This is a genomic window from Pseudomonas sp. NPDC008258 (assembly GCF_042956345.1).
Taxonomy (GTDB): Bacteria; Pseudomonadota; Gammaproteobacteria; order Pseudomonadales; family Pseudomonadaceae; genus Aquipseudomonas.
This window is the reverse complement of sequence record NZ_JBIBGE010000003.1, coordinates 37,549-56,110: the sequence shown is the minus strand read 5'-3', so window position 1 is coordinate 56,110 and position 18,562 is coordinate 37,549. Positions and strand designations below refer to the sequence as shown.

Annotated in this window: 17 protein-coding genes and 1 pseudogene; 8 read left to right on the top strand and 10 right to left on the bottom strand. The window is 57.5% G+C overall.

Annotated elements, in window-relative coordinates:
* Positions 1-232: 232 nt before the first annotated feature.
* The 6 genes from paaK to paaF form a co-directional block, all read right to left on the bottom strand.
* Positions 233-1,552 carry a phenylacetate--CoA ligase PaaK gene (paaK, locus tag ACFY9W_RS03145; protein ID WP_391125620.1) on the bottom strand — a complete coding sequence of 440 codons (1,320 nt, stop codon included), beginning with the start codon at positions 1,550-1,552 and terminating at the stop codon, positions 233-235.
* Between the two features lie 121 nt (positions 1,553-1,673).
* Positions 1,674-2,894, bottom strand: coding sequence for a 3-oxoadipyl-CoA thiolase (gene pcaF, locus ACFY9W_RS03140; protein ID WP_391125617.1), 1,221 nt, complete (start codon positions 2,892-2,894; stop codon positions 1,674-1,676).
* Positions 2,887-3,327 (bottom strand): hydroxyphenylacetyl-CoA thioesterase PaaI, encoded by a 441-nt coding sequence (gene paaI / locus ACFY9W_RS03135; protein ID WP_391125614.1) that lies wholly within the window; start codon positions 3,325-3,327, stop codon positions 2,887-2,889. The genes pcaF and paaI overlap by 8 nt, the downstream gene beginning before the upstream one ends.
* Complete coding sequence (paaH, locus tag ACFY9W_RS03130; RefSeq protein WP_391125611.1) at positions 3,320-4,837, bottom strand: 3-hydroxyacyl-CoA dehydrogenase PaaH; 1,518 nt, start codon at positions 4,835-4,837, stop codon at positions 3,320-3,322. Before paaH ends, paaI begins: the two co-directional genes overlap by 8 nt.
* 2 nt (positions 4,838-4,839) lie before the next feature.
* Positions 4,840-5,631, bottom strand: a complete 792-nt coding sequence (gene paaG, locus ACFY9W_RS03125) for a 2-(1,2-epoxy-1,2-dihydrophenyl)acetyl-CoA isomerase PaaG (protein ID WP_391125608.1) — start codon at positions 5,629-5,631, stop codon at positions 4,840-4,842.
* Between the two features lie 33 nt (positions 5,632-5,664).
* Positions 5,665-6,438, bottom strand: a complete 774-nt coding sequence (paaF, locus tag ACFY9W_RS03120) for a 2,3-dehydroadipyl-CoA hydratase PaaF (protein ID WP_391125605.1) — start codon at positions 6,436-6,438, stop codon at positions 5,665-5,667.
* Between the two features lie 345 nt (positions 6,439-6,783).
* Here paaF and paaY point away from each other — a divergent pair, with 345 nt between their 5' ends.
* The 5 genes from paaY (at position 6,784) to ACFY9W_RS03095 (ending at position 9,432) form a co-directional block, all read left to right on the top strand.
* The gene (gene paaY, locus ACFY9W_RS03115; RefSeq protein ID WP_391125602.1) at positions 6,784-7,383 is read left to right on the top strand and encodes a phenylacetic acid degradation protein PaaY; all 600 of its coding nucleotides are present in this window, start codon (positions 6,784-6,786) and stop codon (positions 7,381-7,383) included.
* A 77-nt stretch (positions 7,384-7,460) separates the two neighbouring features.
* On the top strand, positions 7,461-8,384 hold the full coding sequence (gene paaX / locus ACFY9W_RS03110; protein WP_391125599.1) for a phenylacetic acid degradation operon negative regulatory protein PaaX: 924 nt from the start codon (positions 7,461-7,463) through the stop codon (positions 8,382-8,384).
* A gap of 133 nt (positions 8,385-8,517) precedes the next feature.
* Positions 8,518-8,862 carry a transcriptional regulator gene (locus ACFY9W_RS03105; RefSeq protein ID WP_391125596.1) on the top strand — a complete coding sequence of 115 codons (345 nt, stop codon included), beginning with the start codon at positions 8,518-8,520 and terminating at the stop codon, positions 8,860-8,862.
* Positions 8,862-9,113: a hypothetical protein gene (locus tag ACFY9W_RS03100; protein WP_391125593.1), complete on the top strand. Its 252-nt coding sequence runs from the start codon at positions 8,862-8,864 to the stop codon at positions 9,111-9,113. The genes ACFY9W_RS03105 and ACFY9W_RS03100 overlap by 1 nt, the downstream gene beginning before the upstream one ends.
* Positions 9,088-9,432, top strand: coding sequence for a HipA domain-containing protein (locus tag ACFY9W_RS03095; protein ID WP_391125590.1), 345 nt, complete (start codon positions 9,088-9,090; stop codon positions 9,430-9,432). The genes ACFY9W_RS03100 and ACFY9W_RS03095 overlap by 26 nt, the downstream gene beginning before the upstream one ends.
* Before the next feature lie 118 nt (positions 9,433-9,550).
* On the opposite strand, the gene rfaD is transcribed toward ACFY9W_RS03095, so the two are convergent.
* On the bottom strand, positions 9,551-10,582 hold the full coding sequence (gene rfaD / locus ACFY9W_RS03090; RefSeq protein ID WP_391125587.1) for an ADP-glyceromanno-heptose 6-epimerase: 1,032 nt from the start codon (positions 10,580-10,582) through the stop codon (positions 9,551-9,553).
* Positions 10,583-12,117: 1,535 nt separating this feature from the next.
* Between rfaD and ACFY9W_RS03085 the strand changes: the two are divergent.
* Positions 12,118-13,425, top strand: a pseudogene (locus ACFY9W_RS03085) (tyrosine-type recombinase/integrase).
* Positions 13,426-13,745: 320 nt separating this feature from the next.
* The gene (locus ACFY9W_RS03080; RefSeq protein ID WP_391125584.1) at positions 13,746-14,249 is read left to right on the top strand and encodes a hypothetical protein; all 504 of its coding nucleotides are present in this window, start codon (positions 13,746-13,748) and stop codon (positions 14,247-14,249) included.
* A 643-nt stretch (positions 14,250-14,892) separates the two neighbouring features.
* On the opposite strand, the gene ACFY9W_RS03075 is transcribed toward ACFY9W_RS03080, so the two are convergent.
* Both ACFY9W_RS03075 and ACFY9W_RS03070 read right to left on the bottom strand, forming a co-directional pair.
* Positions 14,893-16,044 carry a hypothetical protein gene (locus ACFY9W_RS03075; protein ID WP_391125581.1) on the bottom strand — a complete coding sequence of 384 codons (1,152 nt, stop codon included), beginning with the start codon at positions 16,042-16,044 and terminating at the stop codon, positions 14,893-14,895.
* A 12-nt stretch (positions 16,045-16,056) separates the two neighbouring features.
* Positions 16,057-16,800 (bottom strand): hypothetical protein, encoded by a 744-nt coding sequence (locus tag ACFY9W_RS03070; RefSeq protein WP_391125578.1) that lies wholly within the window; start codon positions 16,798-16,800, stop codon positions 16,057-16,059.
* Between the two features lie 696 nt (positions 16,801-17,496).
* On the opposite strand from ACFY9W_RS03070, the gene ACFY9W_RS03065 reads away from it, so the two are divergent.
* Positions 17,497-18,090 (top strand): hypothetical protein, encoded by a 594-nt coding sequence (locus ACFY9W_RS03065; RefSeq protein WP_391125575.1) that lies wholly within the window; start codon positions 17,497-17,499, stop codon positions 18,088-18,090.
* A 124-nt stretch (positions 18,091-18,214) separates the two neighbouring features.
* Here ACFY9W_RS03065 and ACFY9W_RS03060 read toward each other — a convergent pair whose 3' ends face one another.
* The gene (locus ACFY9W_RS03060; protein WP_391125572.1) at positions 18,215-18,433 is read right to left on the bottom strand and encodes an antitoxin Xre/MbcA/ParS toxin-binding domain-containing protein; all 219 of its coding nucleotides are present in this window, start codon (positions 18,431-18,433) and stop codon (positions 18,215-18,217) included.
* Between the last annotated feature and the right edge of the window lie 129 nt (positions 18,434-18,562).

Below are 18,562 nucleotides of genomic sequence, written 5' to 3'. Positions count from 1 at the left end.
CAAAACATAACGTCAAACAGTTTTATGTGTATCAAATAAGATTTGTGTATCGCTTTGCCGGCCATGGGGCTGCTTTGCAGCCCAATCGCGACACAAGGCCGCTCCCACAGGAAACTGCATTCCCACGTGGGAGCGGCCTTGTGTCGCGATTGGGGCGCAAAGCGCCCCCAGCATTCTCACAGGCAAAAAAAAGCCCCGGGCAATGCCGGGGCCGAAAAGGCAGCCGAACGAATCAGCTGGCCAACCGTTTGTCGTACACGTGGCAAGCCTTGCCTTCAGAGCGCTTGAGCGTACCGCAGGGCTGCAGGTGCACCTGGGTGCTGATGCCAATGTAGGTCTTGATCTGCTTGGTCAGCTCCCCGGTCAGCAGCTTGCGCTGTGCTTCGTCCAGGTGCTGGCATTCTGCGCGTAACTCAACATGCACCTCGACACTGTCCAGGTTTCCATTGCGATACAGATGAATCTCATAAAGCTCAGAAAGCTGTTTTATTTTTAATACCTGCTCCTCGATCTGGGTCGGGAACACGTTGACCCCGCGAATGATCAGCATGTCATCACTGCGGCCGGTGATCTTGCCAATGCGCCGCATCGGCCTGGCGGTGCCGGGCAGCAGACGCGTAAGGTCGCGGGTGCGGTAGCGCACCATCGGCAGCGCTTCCTTGCTGAGCGAGGTGAACACCAGCTCGCCCAGCTGGCCATCTGGCAGAACCGCTCCGGTGACCGGGTCGATGATTTCGGGGTAGAAGTGGTCTTCCCAGATGGTCGGGCCGTCTTTGGTCTCGATGCACTCCATCGCCACCCCTGGGCCCATGATTTCCGACAGGCCGTAGATGTCGAGGGCGTTGATACCCAGGCGCTGCTCGATTGAGCGGCGCAGCTCGTCGGTCCACGGTTCGGCACCGAAAATGCCCAGCCGCAGCTTGAGGTTGTGCGGGTCGATGCCCTGGCGTTCGATCTCGTCGGCCAGGTTGAGCATGTAGGACGGGGTGACCATGATGATGTCTGGCTGGAAGTCGCGAATCAGCTGCACCTGCTTCTCGGTCTGGCCGCCGGACATCGGGATTACCGTACAGCCCAGGCGCTCGGCGCCGTAATGCGCGCCAAGGCCACCCGTGAACAGCCCATAGCCGTAAGAGACATGCACCTTGTCACCTTTTCGCCCACCGGCCGCACGGATCGAGCGGGCCACCACATTGGCCCAGGTATCGATGTCATTCTGCGTATAGCCGACCACGGTCGGCTTGCCGGTGGTGCCGCTGGAGGCATGCAGGCGTACCACCTCTTCCTGGGGCACGGCAAACATGCCGTAGGGGTAGTTGTCACGCAGGTCGTTCTTGCCGGTGAAGGGGAACTTCGCCAGGTCTTCAAGGCATTGCAGGTCGTCGGGGTGGGCGCCGCACTCGGCAAAGCGCTTGCGGTACAGCGGCACGTTGTCGTAGGCGTGTTTCAGGCTCCAGCGCAGGCGCTCCAGCTGGTGTTGGCGCAGGGCGTCGACGCTGGCAGTTTCCATAGGGTCCAGCAGGGCACGATCGGCATCATGGTACATGTTCATGGCTTCACTCGAATTGTTCTTGTACGCCGCACGGCACCGGTTGCAGGCCGTGCGGTGAGTGTCATGAGCGCAGCATATACGGCTGCGTTCGGTTCGGTAACAGGCGGATGGCCCGATCCGCTCAGAGGCGTTCTATGACCATGGCAATGCCTTGGCCAACCCCGATGCACATGGTGCACAAGGCATAGCGCCCGGCGGTTTCTTCCAGCTCGTGCAGGGCCGTGGTGACCAGGCGGGCACCGCTCATGCCCAGCGGATGGCCCAGGGCAATGGCACCGCCGTTGCGATTGACCCGGGGGTCGTCGTCGGCCAGGCCCAGCTCGCGCAACACTGCCAGGCCTTGGGCGGCAAAGGCTTCATTGAGCTCGATGACGTCCAGGTCGGCCAGCGACAACCCTGTAAGTTCCAGTACCTTGCGGGTTGCCGGCACCGGGCCGATGCCCATCAGTCGCGGTTCGACCCCGGCTACAGCCATGCCGACGATACGGCCGCGGGCCTTGAGGCCATGACGGCGGGCGGCGGCGCTGCTGGCAAGCAACAAGGCGCAGGCGCCGTCGTTGACGCCGGATGCGTTGCCTGCAGTGACACTACCGCCTTCACGGAACGGGGTGCCGAGGCGGGCCAGTTGCTCCAGCGTGGTATCCCCGCGAGGGTGTTCGTCATGCTCGACCACCTTGGCCGGGCCTTTACGCTGGGGGATCTCGACCGGCACGATTTCCTGCGCCAGGCGACCGCGCGCCTGGGCTGCTGCTGCCTTGTGCTGGCTGCGCAGGGCAAAAGCGTCCTGGTCGGCGCGTGAGATGTTGAATTGCTCGGCGACATTCTCGGCCGTTTCCGGCATTGAATCGGTGCCGTAACGGGCCTTCACCTGTGGGTTGACGAAACGCCAGCCGATGGTGGTGTCGTAAAGCTCGGCCGAGCGCCCGAACGCCTGCTCCGACTTGCCCATCACGAACGGTGCACGCGACATCGATTCCACACCGCCGGCCAGCATCAACCCGGCTTCACCGCAGCGCAGGGCGCGCGCGGCGTTGCCGATGGCGTCCAGGCCGGAGCCGCACAGGCGGTTGATGGTGGTGCCCGGCACCTCGATCGGCAAGCCGGCGAGCAAACTGGCCATGTGCGCCACATTGCGATTGTCTTCGCCTGCCTGGTTGGCACAGCCGAGGATGACGTCGTCGATGGCCTGCCAATCCAGCTCGGGGTGGCGCTGGATCAACGCCTTTAGCGGGATGGCGGCGAGGTCGTCGGCACGCACGCCGCTCAAGGCCCCGGCGTAGCGGCCAATGGGGGTGCGCACGGCATCAATGATCAAGGCATCGGCCAGGGTGTTATCAGTCATCTTGCGTCTCCTGCGCCAGCACGGTGCCGCGCACTTTGTAGGACTTACCGTGGAACATCGCCACCAGCTCACCGCGCTGGTTCTGAATGCGCACGTCGTAGAGGCCGGTGCGCCCTTTGCGGCTGACCTCACTGGCGTCGGCCGTGAGCACGTCATCGCGCAGCGCTGGCGCCAGGTAATCAATGCTGCAGCCCAGCGCCACCGTGGCCTGGTCGTAGCTGTTACAGGCGAAGGCAAATGCCGAGTCGGCCAGGGCGAACAGGAAGCCGCCATGGCAGGTGCCATGGCCCTGGATCATGTCGGCGCGTACGGGCATGCGCAGGCTTGCGCGGCCAGGGCCGGCATCCAGCAGGCTGATGCCCAGGCCCTGGGTAGCCGGGTCTCGGGCGTACATGGCGTCGGCACAGGCTTGTGCCAGTTCGACTTCAGTCATGCAGTGTGCCTCCTTTGGCTTCGCAGCGACGTAACAACAGGGAAGGGCGGTAGCGGCTTTCGCCGTAGCTGCGCTGCAGGTTGTCGAGCACCCGCAGGGTATTCGGGATGCCAATCATTGCGGCCCAGGCCAGGGGCCCGCAGGGATAGTTGACACCTGCACGCATGGCCAGGTCGATATCAGCAGCGCTGCCAACGCCCTGAAGCACAGCATCTGCGGCTTCGTTGGCGAGCATTGCCACGGTGCGCAACACCACAAGGCCCGGCAGGTCTGCAACTGCGGTCACCTTGAGGCCGGCGCGCTGTAGCAACGCCACGGCCTGGTTGCGGGCGCTGTCGGTGGTATCGGCAGACCAGCTGACGGCTATGCGCGTGGCGGTGCTGTAATCCAGGGCGAGGTCAAGCAGCACCAGGTTGCGCAGGCCGTCTTCACGGGCGCGCTGGCTGGCGAGGCGGCCATCGGACAGCGCCAGCGTGGCATCGCCGACCTGAATCAGCCCGCTACCGGCGCGCTGGGTTATGGCGATACCGTTCAGGCGCAGGCGCTCGACCAGAGGCTGCAGCACACCCAGCTGCCCCTCGATGACGCAGGTTTCGGCGCTGGCGTGGCTGCGCAGTTCGGCCGGCGCCGGACGCTCGGCGCCTTCTTCGTAGCTATAAAAGCCTTGGCCAGTCTTGCGGCCCAGGCGGCCGGCATCCACCAGTTCTTTTTGCACCAGTGAAGGCTGGAAGCGGAAATCCCCATAAAAAGCATCGAATACCGAGCAGGTGACGGCGTAGTTGACGTCGTGCCCAATCAGGTCAGTAAGCTCAAAAGCGCCCATGCGGAATCCGCCAGCATCGCGCAGCAACGCGTCCAGGCTGGCACAATCGGCTGCACCTTCCTGCAACAGCCGCAGGCTTTCAGCATAGAAAGGGCGCGCCACACGGTTGACGATAAAGCCCGGCGTAGAGCGCGTGTGCACCGGCTGTTTGCCCCAGGCCTGGGCGGTATCGTAGATACACGCGGCCACGGCAGGGGCGGTTGCCAGCCCCGAAACCACCTCAACCAACGCCATCAGGGGTGCCGGGTTGAAGAAATGCATGCCAACCACTTGCTGCGGGCGAGCCAGGCCTGCAGCCAGGCTGGTGATGGACAGCGACGAAGTGTTGCTGGCGATGATGCAGTCGGCGCCGCACAAGGCTTCCAGCTGACCGAACAGCGCCTGCTTGACCTGCAGGTTCTCGACGATGGCTTCGATCACCAGGCCGGCATCAGCCAGCGCTTCGAGCGTGTCGACCGGGCACAACCGCAGGCTGATCCTTTCCCGCTCAGCGGCCTGTAACTTGCCTTTTTCCACGAGCCGGGCGAGCTGCCGGTCAATACCGGCCACAGCCTGGGCGGCAGCACCGGGGCGGTTGTCATAGAGTTTCACCGGGTGACCGGCCTGGGCGGCGACCTGGGCAATGCCAGCGCCCATGGCACCGGCACCGATTACCGCTATCTGCACATTGCTTGCAAGTGCGCTCATGTTCAGCGCCCCTTGAATGCTGGCGTGCGCTTGTTCATGAAGGCGCTTACGCCTTCACGGTAATCTTCGCTGCGACCCGCCAGGCGCTGTAGGTCACGCTCCAGCTCCAGCTGCTGATCGAACCCGTTGTCAAAGCTGGCGTTGAGGCTGCGCTTGATCAGGGCCAGGCCATAGGTTGGTTGTGTGGCAAGCTGGCGGGCGAGGGCGAGGGCTTCGTCACGCAGTGCAGCATCGTCCACCACGCGGTGGATCAGCCCCCATTGCTGGGCCTGTTCGGCGCCCAGGCGCTCACCCAGCATGGCCAGCGCCTTGGCCCTTGCCATGCCGACCAGGCGTGGCAGCAACCAGGTACCGCCAGAGTCCGGCACCAGGCCGATCTTGCAGAAGGCCTGGATGAAGCTGGCCGAACGAGCGGCCAGCACCAGGTCACACGCCAGCGGGATATTGGCACCCGCGCCGGCAGCAACGCCGTTGACTGCACAGATCACCGGCAACGGCAGGTCGCGCAGGGTACGCACGAGCGGGTTGTAGAACTTGTCGATGGATTCGCCCAGGTCGGGCATATCGGCGCCTGGCGCCACATTGCGGTCGGACAGGTCCTGCCCCGCGCAAAAACCACGGCCTTCGCCTGTCAACAGCAGCACCCGCACCTCGCCGTTGTGGCGGACTTGCTTGAGTGCCTCGCGCACTTCCAGGTGCATGGCGGTGTTGAAGCTGTTCAGCTGCTCGGGGCGGTTCAACGAAAGCAGGGCAACGCCGTGCTCGATGGAAAACAGGATGTGCTGGAAAGTCATGACAGACTCGCTCCGTCAGTCGAGGGGAGATGATCAGCGGCCCTGGAAGCGGGCTTGGCGCTTTTCCTGAAAGGCTTGAATGCCTTCGTTGCGGTCGGCGGTGCCGGCCAGCAAGGTGAATGCATGGCGCTCGAAGCGCAGGCCACTGGCCAGGTCGGTATCCCCGGCCTTGAGCAGTGCTTCCTTGGCCAGGCGTACGGCCAGCGGCGCCTTGGCGGCGATACTGCGAGCCACCTGCATGGCGCGCTCCACAGTGAATTCGGGCTCGGTGATTTCGCTGACCAGGCCGGCCTGCTGGGCGTGGCGGGCAGTGATGGCTTCGCCGGTCAGCACCATCTGCATGGCCAGAGGCTTACCTACAGCCCGGACCAGGCGCTGGGTGCCGCCTGCGCCAGGGATGATGCCCAGGTTGATTTCTGGCTGGCCGAAACGGGCGTCGGTGCCGGCGATGACAATGTCGGCGCACATCACTAGTTCGCAACCACCGCCCAAGGCGTAACCGTTGACTGCCGCAACCAGCGGCTTGGCGAATGCGGCAATGCGTTGCCAGTGAGCTACACGAGGGTCATTGAGGATGCCGACCATATCGCGCTCGGCCATCTCGCGGATGTCGGCCCCTGCGGCGAACGCCTTGCGGCTGCCGGTAATGACTACAGCACCAGCCTGGTCATCCTGGGCGGCCGCATCCAGCGCAGCAGCCAGCTCTTCCAGTAACTCGGTGCACAGGGCGTTCAGTGCCTCGGGCCGTTGCAGGGTAATGAGCTGGACACCGTTTTCCGGCACCTGCACATCGAGATATCGCGGCATGTGGGGTTCCTCTGGCTGCACGCACGGCACATCGTGGGGCCGGCATTTCTTGGAATTGTTTGCAGGGGCGCGATGCTGGACCGCGACCAGGTGAGACCAGTATATGCATTACGCGATACACATTAGCAAGCTTGGTGCTTTGTTTATGTATCCTTTATTTTTATCGTGACACTACTGACTACGGGCAGATATAGAGTGATTAAAGGTTTCACCAATGAGTTTTCGATGGAGTTTGTCATTTTTCTTGCACGCTTCCGGTCACGACAAAAGCGATACACAATTGACGAGCATTTACGTTGTGATACAAGATCCATTGGCATCTCAAATCATTTCAGGAGCTTTGCCATGCCTTGTTATCGACTGGACGGCCTGACGCCCGTGGTGCATCCGACTGCCTACGTGCACCCCAGTGCAGTGCTGATCGGCGATGTCATTGTCGGCCCACGCTGCTACATAGGCCCACTCGCATCACTGCGCGGGGATTTCGGCCGAATCGTGCTGGAGGAGGGGGCCAACCTCCAGGACACCTGTGTGATGCATGGCTTTCCGGGAGGCGACACGGTCGTGGAACGCAACGGGCACGTTGGCCATGGTGCCGTGCTGCACGGCTGCCGAGTGGGTGAAGACGCCCTGATCGGCATGAACGCGGTGGTGATGGACGGAGCCCATGTGGCGCCGCGCTGCATCGTCGCAGCGACCGCGTTCGTCAAAGCCGGCTTTGAATGCGAGGTGCAAAGCCTGGTGATGGGTTCACCGGCCCAGGTGAAACGGCGCCTGAGCGAACAGGAGCTGGCCTGGAAGCAGCGTGGCACGGCGCAGTACCAGCAGCTGGCCCAGCGCTGCATGAACACCATGGTCGAATGCCCGCCACTGACCGAAGCCGAACCGCAGCGGCCGCGCATGGAAGATACCGGCGTCAGACCCAAAGGCCAGGTCACCGCATGAGTGCTGTCGCGTCACGCAATGGCCAGGCGGCCCGCCGCACAGGTATAGTCGGTGCTTTATCCGCGCACAGTTCGCCCATGAGCAATCTTGCCCCCCTGAACAACCTGATCACTCGCTTCCAGGAACAGACCCCGATCCGCGCCAGCTCCCTGATCATCACCTTGTATGGCGATGCCATCGAGCCCCACGGCGGGACCGTCTGGCTGGGTAGCCTCATCAACCTGCTGGAGCCGATCGGTATCAATGAACGGTTGATCCGCACGTCGATCTTTCGCCTGACCAAAGAAGGTTGGCTCACTGCTGAAAAAGTAGGCCGACGCAGCTACTACAGCCTCACGGGCACCGGCCGCCGACGCTTCGAAAAGGCCTTCAAACGTGTCTACAGCCAGAGCCAACCGGCCTGGGATGGCGCCTGGACGCTGGTGCTGCTGTCGCAACTCGAGGCCGGCCAACGCAAGGCCGTGCGTGAAGAACTGGAATGGCAGGGGTTTGGCGTCATGGCGCCGAACCTGCTGGGGTGCCCCCGGGCTGACCGGGCAGACCTGGCTGCCACGCTACGCGACCTGGAGGCCAGCGACGACAGCATCGTCTTTGAAACCCACACCCAGGAAGTACTCGCCTCCAAGGCCATGCGCGCCCAGGTGCGGGAAAGCTGGCGTATCGAGGAGCTGGGGCAGCAGTACAGCGAGTTCATCCAGCTGTTCAGGCCGCTGTGGCAGGGCTTGAAAGAGCAGCAGGTGCTAGATGCGCAAGATTGCTTCCTGGCGCGCACACTGCTGATCCATGAGTACCGGCGCTTGCTGTTGCGCGATCCGCAACTGCCGGATGAGTTGCTGCCCGGGGATTGGGAGGGAAGGGCTGCGCGACAGTTGTGCCGCAATCTTTATCGGCTGGTGTTTGCCAAGGCAGAAGAATGGCTGAACGCGGCACTGGAGACGGCGGATGGGCCTTTGCCGGATGTTAGCGAGGGCTTCTATAGGCGTTTTGGCGGGCTTTCCTGATGCATTTAATACTAACCGTTGTTGATCTTATCGGATTTAATATCAATCTTTGTGCACATTAAACTGAAAAATCGATGCGTAATGTGTGCTATCGTTAACCTTAAATCAATTAGTGTTAACGATGGTGACCATTATGCCCGGCTATTTTCCAGTCGCATGCGCCGATACACTCAGTAAAATCGGGCTTCTGGTGAAGGCACGCCGACTTACCCTAGGCCTGCGCCAGGCCGATCTCAAGGCAGCCATCGACGTTTCGGCGCATACGCTTCGCAAGATCGAGAGCGGCTCTGAGCTGGTGGATCTGCGTTCGTTCATGCTGGTGCTATGGCGGCTGGGCATCAGCGATACGGTGTTCTCATCGCTGGAGGACCTGGAAACAAGCTCTCAGATCACGCGCTTTACCACCGATGACGATGTACATCAGGGTATCGCGGCCAGGCGCGTGCGGTTGGCGAAACCCAAGCCCGAGGAGTTCTGATGTCCCGCGCCTACATTTATATGGAGCACCCGGAAACAGGTGAGGTCGTGACCCTGGGCCGGATCACGCTCAAGGGCAAGTTGGGCGAGTTCCTGTATGCCCCTGATCAGGTGGCACGTGGAGGCTGGGTACCCGACCCGATCAACTACCCGCTGCGTCGCGAAGCTTACTCAGGTATTTCCAAAAACCGCAGAGTACCTGGCTTCATCAACGACGCCATGCCCGATGGTTGGGGTGAACGTTTCCGATGATCACCCGCGTAACCATGCCGTAATCTGGGTTGGCGGGAAGTGGCGACTTTCTCCGATGTACGACGTGTTACCCATGCTTGATGAGGGACCTGCTAAAGCCTTGGCCATGTCGGTTGGTCGCGAGGGCAGCCAGGTCAGCCGGAGCAACCTGCTTAGCCACCATGCACATTTTGCTCTTGCAAGAGATCAGGCCGAACAACTTCTTGAAGAGGTCGCGGGCTGGGAACAGGAATTGAAAGATCATTACGCGCAATTCCTCTCAGGTGCCGACTTGGACATGGCCTGTGATGCAGCCAGCTCAGCGCTCATGATGAGGTGAATAGCGGCATGCTTTTATAACTACGCTAAATGACTATTTAGTGTAGTTATTAGCAGGGCATAGCCAAAACATGTCAAAATCAAGCCAAAAACACCGAATTTTATTGGAAACCAGCAATTCAAGCTACCGCCGCTTGCTTGAATGGAGCAGGCGGCGGGCTTTCGGTGCTCAATAACCAGTCGCAGTAGCGGGCCACGCCTTGCTGGACTGTCAACGTCGGTGCCTTGTAACCGGCAGCGCGCAAGCGCTCCAGGTCGGCACAGGTGTAGCACTGGTATTTGCCACGCAAATGATCAGGGAACTCGCTGTACTCGAGCAGACCCTCAAGCAAGGCTACCTCAAACGAGATTGGCGGTTGATCTTGTTGCTCGCGCAGTCGATTGATTACTGCCAAAGCCACGTCATTAAAGGGCTGGGCGCGACCGCTGCCAACATTGAAAATCCCGCTCAAATGAGGGTTGTCGAGGAAGAACATATTGACCTTGACCACATCATCAACAGAGACGAAGTCTCGCAAATGGCCGCCGCCGGGATAGTCGCCATAACTGCCAAAAAGGCTGACTTTTCCATGGGCTTGGTACTGGCTGAAACAGTGCAGGGCCACAGACGCCATCGCACCTTTATGCTGTTCACGGGGGCCGTAAACATTGAAGTAGCGCAAGCCCACGATCTGTCTGTGTACGCCAGCCAACTGCCGGCGTACCTGTTGATCGAACAGGAACTTGGAATACCCGTAGACGTTCAGCGGGCGTTCACAGTCCCGCTGTTCACGAAAATCCCGTCCTGCGCCGTAAACCGCTGCCGATGATGCATATAGCAACGGAATCTGCTGCTGTTGGGCGGTTGTCAGCAACTCACGGCTGAACCGGTAATTGTTATCCATCATGAAACGGCCATCAGCTTCGACGGTGCTCGAACACGCACCTTGGTGCAGCACAGCGCGCACCTTGCCAAACTGGCCACGACCAAAACGCTCGAGAAAATCGTCTTTGTCCAGATAGTCGGCAATTTCGCTGTCGGCCAGATTACAGAATTTATCGCCATCGGTCAGATCGTCGACGGCGATAATCTCAGATTCATTTCTTTCGTTAAGCGCCTGGACGAGATTGCTACCGATGAATCCAGCCGCGCCGGTGACGATGATGGTCATGCCAGAATCCCCGTGAGGAAGCGGAGCCTGCATTTTAATCAAGTCAAAATGAGGCAACCTTAACCTGGGTCAACGACCGGGCCGGTTTTGATGAATGGAGGGCTTGGGCTGGCTTCAAATCTGACTGCCCATGGGTTCATGCTGAAATACGAATTAGCGCATAATGAGTATTATGTTAAATCTGTTATTACGCGCGACTCATCCTCTAATGTCAGTATCCAGTTTCAGCATTCACCGGCAGCGTTTTCTGTAGCCGTTGCGAAACACGGACACTCCTACCCCTAAAACCCCCGCAACCCAAAGCCCACAAGGCCTCCAGCGTCTTGGGGTTGCTTCCGAACGCCGAAAAACCTCAGAAATGCGGACACATATGCCTTTGAGTACCTTCCGCAAACCCCTGAATCCATTGGGGCTCGTCAAAAAACGCTCGTTTGAACTGTTGCTCCGGTTTTCTGCGCTATCTGGACACTGGAATAATCTGCGGGATTTGCAAAATCCCCCCTGCAAGCCAGTAAATCCAACGCCTCCAGGCTTTTTTGCACCTAATACGGACGCTTTCCTGGGCTCACGCCGAACCCCATAATCAGGACACTTTCCGTATTTTCAACGCTCAACGAGCCACAGCCCCCATGTGAAATACACGCCCCCTGTGGCCCGCAAATAGACGCAACGCCAAGCAGACAAGCGCCCCAAGCCATGGGCTCCGGGCCTCACAGCAGTCCCCTCGATGTCGATCCTGGATTCAGCTCCTTGAAAACCGCTTAGCAGCAAAGCTTTCGCACAGCTCATCCACGAACGACGCTCCGAGCCGTTTTCCCGAGAACGCAACGATAATGCGGACACTTTCCAAAGCCCGCCCTGAGCAACCACCAGGCGGGATCCCCGATTTTGCTGCCTTTGGTGTAATTTGCGGTCAATGCGGACACTTTCCGAAATCGACCTGCACGACAATAATGCAGACACTTTCGTATTAATAAGCTTTTAATGTGGACACTTTCGGGGGGCGAAATGGACATTGGGGTGACGAAGCGTATTTATACCTATATTGCCACTTCACGCCTGTGATTAGACAGCCTTAAAGAGCCTTCCTCATCCTGCAAACAATATAGAGGATATTCGCATAGTTCCTTAAGTCCTGCACCCGAAGGTGGCCCCTGAAGTGGAGGCAACAATATTCTTATAAACCGAGATTTATCTGAGCGGCAGGCACTACCAATGTCTGACGCTGCCAGATGCAAATTGCTCATATATGACGCAGCCGGGCAAATCCATAACTCCGAATATGGCCTAGTGCGTTTCTTGTCATATGTCAAGCAAGCATGATGGTCACTGACGGATGGTGTTGATGGGCTAAAAATTTGTCAAGGTTGCGGCCGGCCAAACTTGGCGCTACTATCCGGCAATTCCCATTAACTATGGCCAGTCGATTGAAGTGAGTGATTGAAGCGGGCGGTGCAGGAAGTGAAAACTTCCTAAAACAGCCAGATTAGGAAGTTTCAATTGCTGACGTATGCCAGCCCATTACGGTAAGTAAGATGACCTGCACTCCCCGGCCCATATTTGAATCTCACAGTGATTTCGTGGATCAGGATTTCACTGTAGGCCGGCCATCAATCACGAGCGTCGAGCGATTCTTGGAAGGCTTTGCTCCCGAACTCAAAGCCATCCCAGGGTTCCTGGCTATCAGGGGGTATCTGAGGTGTTATGCCGACAACGCGCTCACATACAGCACGTACCGAGGCCACGTTGAGCGGCTATTTCTCTGGGCGCTGATCGTGCGCCAGAAGCCTGTGCACGAGTTGAAACGGCTGGATGCCGAAGCGTATCTTGAGTTTTGCAAACACCCGCCAGCCACTTGGGTTGGGCCAGTCATTCGTAATCGGTTCATTTCAGAAAATGCTTTAAGTAGTGCTGATCAGTTATCGGATCTGGAATTAGCGGCCAACCCCAAATGGAAGCCTTTCACACTGCGCGCCCCGAAACAAAATCGCAGCCTGAGTGAAAGTACTGGGGACAATTCGTCGACCGACTATCACTCATCATCCGGCAGCATGAGCAATGTATTCAAAATTGCAAGCGGCTTTTATGAATATCTAGTGGAAGAGGAAATCGCTACTTCGAATCCGTTCCGCAAGGTTACTAAAAAGGGGCAGTATAGTTCATCTCAGCTAGAATCCAGCACTTCTCGGGCGTTGACCCCTTTGCAATGGGATTATGTGATTGACACTGCAGAATCCATGGCCGCTGCTGATCCTAGGAAACATGAGCGCACCCTATTCGTGCTCGTTACGATGTTCAGCATGTATTTGCGCATATCGGATATCGTTGGGCGTACCAATTGGCAGCCCACCATGGGAGATTTTCGTCTGGATGCTGATGGGAACTGGTGGTTCCATGTTGTGGGTAAGGGCAACAAGTCCGGAAAAATCGCAGTGCGTGATGAGTATGTAACGAAGTATCTCACAAGGTACCGTACCTTCATTGGACTGAGTCCATTGCCTACTTATCAGGAGAAAACTCCGCTTCTGAAAACGCTGAGTGGTCGCGCAGGCCTCTCGGATCGACAGGTGCGCGCCCTACTCCAAACCGTTTTTGACCAAGCGCTCGTCAGAATGCGTGAAGAAGGACGTGAGCCTTATGAAATGGATAGCCTGCGCGTAGCATCATCGCACTGGCTACGTCATACCTCGGCGACCTTTGATGCGCCGTTCAGAAACGCGAAGGATCTCTAGTACGATCTGAGGCATTCCAACCTGGCGACAACCCAAAACACCTACTACCACTCACATGATCAAGAGCGAGCGCGGTCGGTCAAACACTTAGGAACGCGAGACAGAGGCTGATACTGCGTTGCCCTGCTCTTGCGTCACCATAATGAAATGGCAGGCTCAATACGCACAGGGCAGCATAGGTATCCCATGGAGACCCTACCTGTCCCAGGCTACATACTCAAACTAAGTCAGTTGCGACCATGCTCACTACACATCTGCTGCACCGCCTGATTGGACATTGATGGACACACCCGAACATGACATTGGCGAGTGCTAATTAGCATCAGACATCATCAGGCGATACGATTAGTATCTGAGTCGGGTTTGCGCGTACGCATGCTCCATACGTAATATGTCAGTATGTGTAAAATAAAAATAATGGAGGCATTTGAATGCCCGGCATAAAGTCCACCTCATGCACTCGCGCTCGAACCAAAAAATGGTTTGGTACCCGCCCATTATCTGTTGCCCAGAAGAAACTTGTAAGGCTTAGCCAGTTCCAAGCAATTGGTTGGTTTTTCAAGGCCGTCGACATCATGGCGGAAGGATCCTTGCTGGATCAATTGAACGGAATGTTTTGTTTCGACCGCGAAGTTGATCAAATGGGCATCGGAGCTGACGCCCCAATACATCTATTATGCTCTGCTAGCTGGGATGAGAGATTTTTCGTGGCTTGGTGCTTGATCGGTACGCGCGAGCGAGAGCTTGCCAAGCAACTGATTGCTGGCGGAGCCCACAACTTCTGGCCCGACACGCGTTTCTGCGAAACCGGTTGGGAAGACCGTGTTCAAGCGTGGCTGGCCAATCTCCCCACGGGCGAATCTGATCACGTACAGTTTGAAATTGTGAGGTTCGTAGGCCAGCCCCCTCGAAATGCTCTCCAGTTCGCACAATAGGATCGAGGTGCAATGCTCATCTGATCGTTGAGTCTTCAGGATCAGGAGCAGCGCCGATGATGAGCCCGCCTGGCCAACCTGAAGCCACTGCCATTCATGCGCTGCTTCGCGGTTCGATCTGTGCAGTACATTGCGTGGCCCAGCCGGGAATCGCCATCTGTATATATATACAGTATGGCAAATTACGCCACCCTTGAGGCCCCAAGCGCACCGTCGACCCGTGTGCTGGGTTTCTGATGAGCCTCAAAAGCCCTTGGCACGGGGCCTTTAGCCATTCTCCACTGGCGATCACCCGCCATGGTCGACACCTTTAATCAGGACATCCAGGTGCCAGATTCATGGGGCCATAAGTAAAACTGTATGCATATACAGTATTCGGCCAGCCATGCCCGCACCGGGCAGCCTGCCCTCGCCCTCGCCCTTTTCCACACAAGCTCCAGCGGTTTGCGCAGCCAGGGAAAAACTAAGCTATAGCTTAGATTCTCAAGCCAACCGCCCAAAAATCTGCAAAAACTAAGGTAAACCTTAGTTTTCAAGGGAGTCTTCCAGTGACTATCGCCTCGCACAGCTAGCTGTAAACCAACTTTTTGCACTGTAAGCCACAGCGCTTAACAGTATAAAAAATTGGTTTACAGCCTCTGCTCTACCCTTCAGAGGCAGGGATCATCGCCCGTTGGGTAAGCAGGAGCAATCCCAGCAGGCTGGAGGCCTTGTTCTTACGGTTTTCGATAGCCTCCTCGAGCAGTGCCCGGGCGTCTTCCTGCGTGAGTTTTAGCGTACCGGTAGCCAGTGCGGCGGCAAACTCCAAGGCGGCATCGCCGTAAGTCCGCTCCCATCGGGCAAATACCTTGGCGATGAACTCCTTCATCAGCTTGCTCAACTCCGGGCTTGCTGAGTAATCAAGCTCCGAAGGGAGGCACGCCCGGAGGAATGACGCCTGTAGGACGTTGTCGTTAAACCGGAGGAAGCACTCCGGTGATAACACCACAGACTCATACCCCGTCGGCTGCAGGCGCAGCTCATGATCTTCGTGCTCCCGCGCGAACTGGAGGACGGCAGCAATCGTAAAGAACACTGTGCTTTGCGGTACGTTCGAACAGTCCTTGCCTACATTGCTTGAGGCGTCGAAGAACAGGAATCCATCGGATAAGGCGAGCGCGCTGCCGTCATGTTTTGGCAAGAAGCTGTGCTTGTTCGCCATAACCAGCTCAGCGGCCTCATCAAGAGCCTGATGACGAACCTCGTCCGCGACTGCAGGTGTGAAACCGACGTCATCGACCTGCCCGGCAGAGACAACCTTGGTCAACCGACTCCAGGCGTTCTCTTTCCCGTCATCTCCGATGGGCAGGCACAGCCAGTTAGAGAAGCCATACTCCCGGGGCGTGGGGTTCTTCATCAGGAAGGTTTTGAGCAGTGTCCAGGCTCTCGCGCTCTGTGGAATCCCGATCGGTGCAAGGAACCTGCGCGGCACGGTCGCTTCCATGTAGGCCCGCAGATCACGACTGATCTCTCTCAGGATGCCGCCATCGCGCGCAACCACTGTTGCGACCAGCACCCCGGAGACGCCTGCGAAATCGACTTGATCGAGCTCGCTGTAAGGCACGCATCGGATTGACTTGGTCGCGCCCCATTTCTCGCTGAGCATCTCATGGGCCACCTCGCCGAGTTTCTTCGACCCGTCATCGTCGGCGTACACGATCAGATTTGTCGCCATGGAGACCGACCAGTCGATTTCAGCGGCCAGCCATTTTCTGAAGGCAACGTCCGCCAGCAACTCATCAGGATTGAGCGTCAACAGCTTGCGAGGCTAGCTCGACCTGTTGAATCCATCAATTCCTCCCATACCGAAGGACTTGTGAAATTTGGCCAGCCGCTTCGGGTCATGCTTCAAGGATATCGTGATCGACTTGGGTGGCTTGGATTTCGCCGAGAAGTTCTCTCCTATGATCTCGATCAGCGTGCAGCCTTCCTCCGCCCTAACTGGCAGTGGATAGTCAACGTCGTCCAGGGCGACCAGTACACCTCCGTATCGGCCATCCGCTGTGCGATCGATCAGTGTGACTACGCACTCCTCTGCGAACCCCTGCTCCCCCATCTGCTTGGCCATACCGCCAGATGTAGAGGCTGATACCACGCAGAAATATTGACCTTCCGGCGGGTAGATGGTCTTGAGCCGTTCGTAGGAGTGGAAGCTCATGACTTCAGCCTTGCAGTCCAAGCGAGCGAGCGCATTTTTCACGAATGCATAGATGCCCATGGTGTCGATGTACACCTTGCCAGCCTGGCGAAGCCTGGCACCATACTCGAGTGCAATTGCATACCCGACCACACACACCTCGGCCTCATCGCTCGCCAGTTCCCTGGTCTGGATGAACACGTTGTTTAGTGTGCCAGAGGGGTGCTTGAAGGAATGCGCGGATGGCGCTGCATGAATGACGTTGTTCTTCTCGATCAGCGTTCTCAAACCATCCCTCAAGAGAGCGCTCGGATCATGACGGTAGACAAGCTCTTTGCCGCCCAGCACATGAGGGGTGTGCCATGAGTGAGGCATCACCTGGCACGCCTCTACAACGCCTCTAGAGGCAGAGTGCTAGGCGCTGCAGGGCTTCTCCGACATCCACGAGATTACAGCCATACGACTAGGTACCAGCATCACGGCAGGGCCTATGCTCTATGGCAATCGCAGGGAGGCCTTTTGCTGTCAATGTTGAATGGCGCCCCGCTTTTGGCATCGCTGGCACGCAGGGTCAGCGAGGACTAGAAGCCGTTCTCGGGCATGGGGATTTCGGCCTAGCTCAAGTGGGGGCATAGACGATCATTCTGTTCTCATCTCCAATCCAAGATGATTGGAGACACCGCCCCTCACTCAAAGGCGATGAACAGATCAATTAATGGTTAAAGCGTTACTTGTTGCGTCGAAAATAAATGAGATGAACCAATAAGCGCCCTAATCTCATTGTTACATTATGTTACATTTTTTTCTGGTGAATTAACCGACGAGTATTAATTAAATTGGCGCTTTTTACTGATGTTACATACAGCCCCATTGAAGTCTGAGATCTCAATATTTATTTAATTAGTCGAATGGTGAAAGCCTTCAGAATTCTGCAGTCACGCCTGTAGCCCAACGGCAGCGCGGCCTCCAGAGGGAATCAGGATTAAATTAATATTTTTTGAAATCCACGGATACCCATAAAATTATTGACTTGGGAGAGCCGATTGACACGCCGGAACTTGGAAGTAAAACTTGCTGAATCTTGAAAGCGAGGACTACTCAGTGACAGATACAATTGACACAGTTGCTTCAGAGAACGAAGGGCGATCCGGCAAAGCACTTTGCAAGGACTCACAGCCACATCCGATAGCATTTCAGAAAGATGATGCCCACATGCAGGACGAGCAGCCTGTTTACAACGGCCAGAAAGTATCCGAGCTGATCCTCCATTGCCATATGCGCCCTAGCCTAACGATTGACAGCATGAAGAGGTGGGGAAAAAATATCGTCGATCTCACAAGGGCATCTGGCGGTAGCATCAAGCTGCATGCTGCACACGATCTGATTGCGAATGCTTTGGGTTACAAGAGCTACCTCAGAGCTAACGAGCTTAGAGGGGCGGACGACGTTGTGCCAAACTTATGGCAGGCCGAGGGCACTTGCGGGCTGCATTTGCTGACCATCAACGGCGGGTGGCCTTCTGAGAAGCCCTCTGAAGAGTTCAACCAGAGGCGAGCCTTTAACAAAGAGCGTGCGTTTGAGTCAATGCAAAACAAAATAGAGAAGCGCCGATTGAAAAATATCGAGCGACATTTGCGGAAATCTGGCGCTTACCCTCGTCCGTAATCGGGATAGGTTGGCCTATCAATCGCGTGGCCGATCCAGGCTGAGCGTTGGGGTATGCCCTTGAAGACCGCCAAGCCCTGGCCCACGAGAGTATTGTGGGCAAAAGGGCCCGCCTCGAGGTCACTCAGGCGACAATCCCATGCTCTAAGCGCATGATGAACTCTATCACCGTGTCAGTCTCCAGCCTGGTTGTGACCATGCTGGCGGGAGCTTTGCCATCAAACGCTTTGACTGGGTGAGACATCCAGCGCATTGCCGCATCAAGATCGCCGCTATACAAGCTCTTAGCTGCTTCGAGCACTTTTAGGTAACGGTCGTGTTGATCAGGGGACAAAGTACTCATGTGAGAGCGCGCTCCGCTTTGGCTGTGCCTGACGCCGGTCATGTGGCTGCGTCGAGCTGTGATTATGGTCGATTGCCGGGCGAGCGTCTGCTGCCATTTGCGACTCCCCAGCGCTGGGTTGCTTCTGAG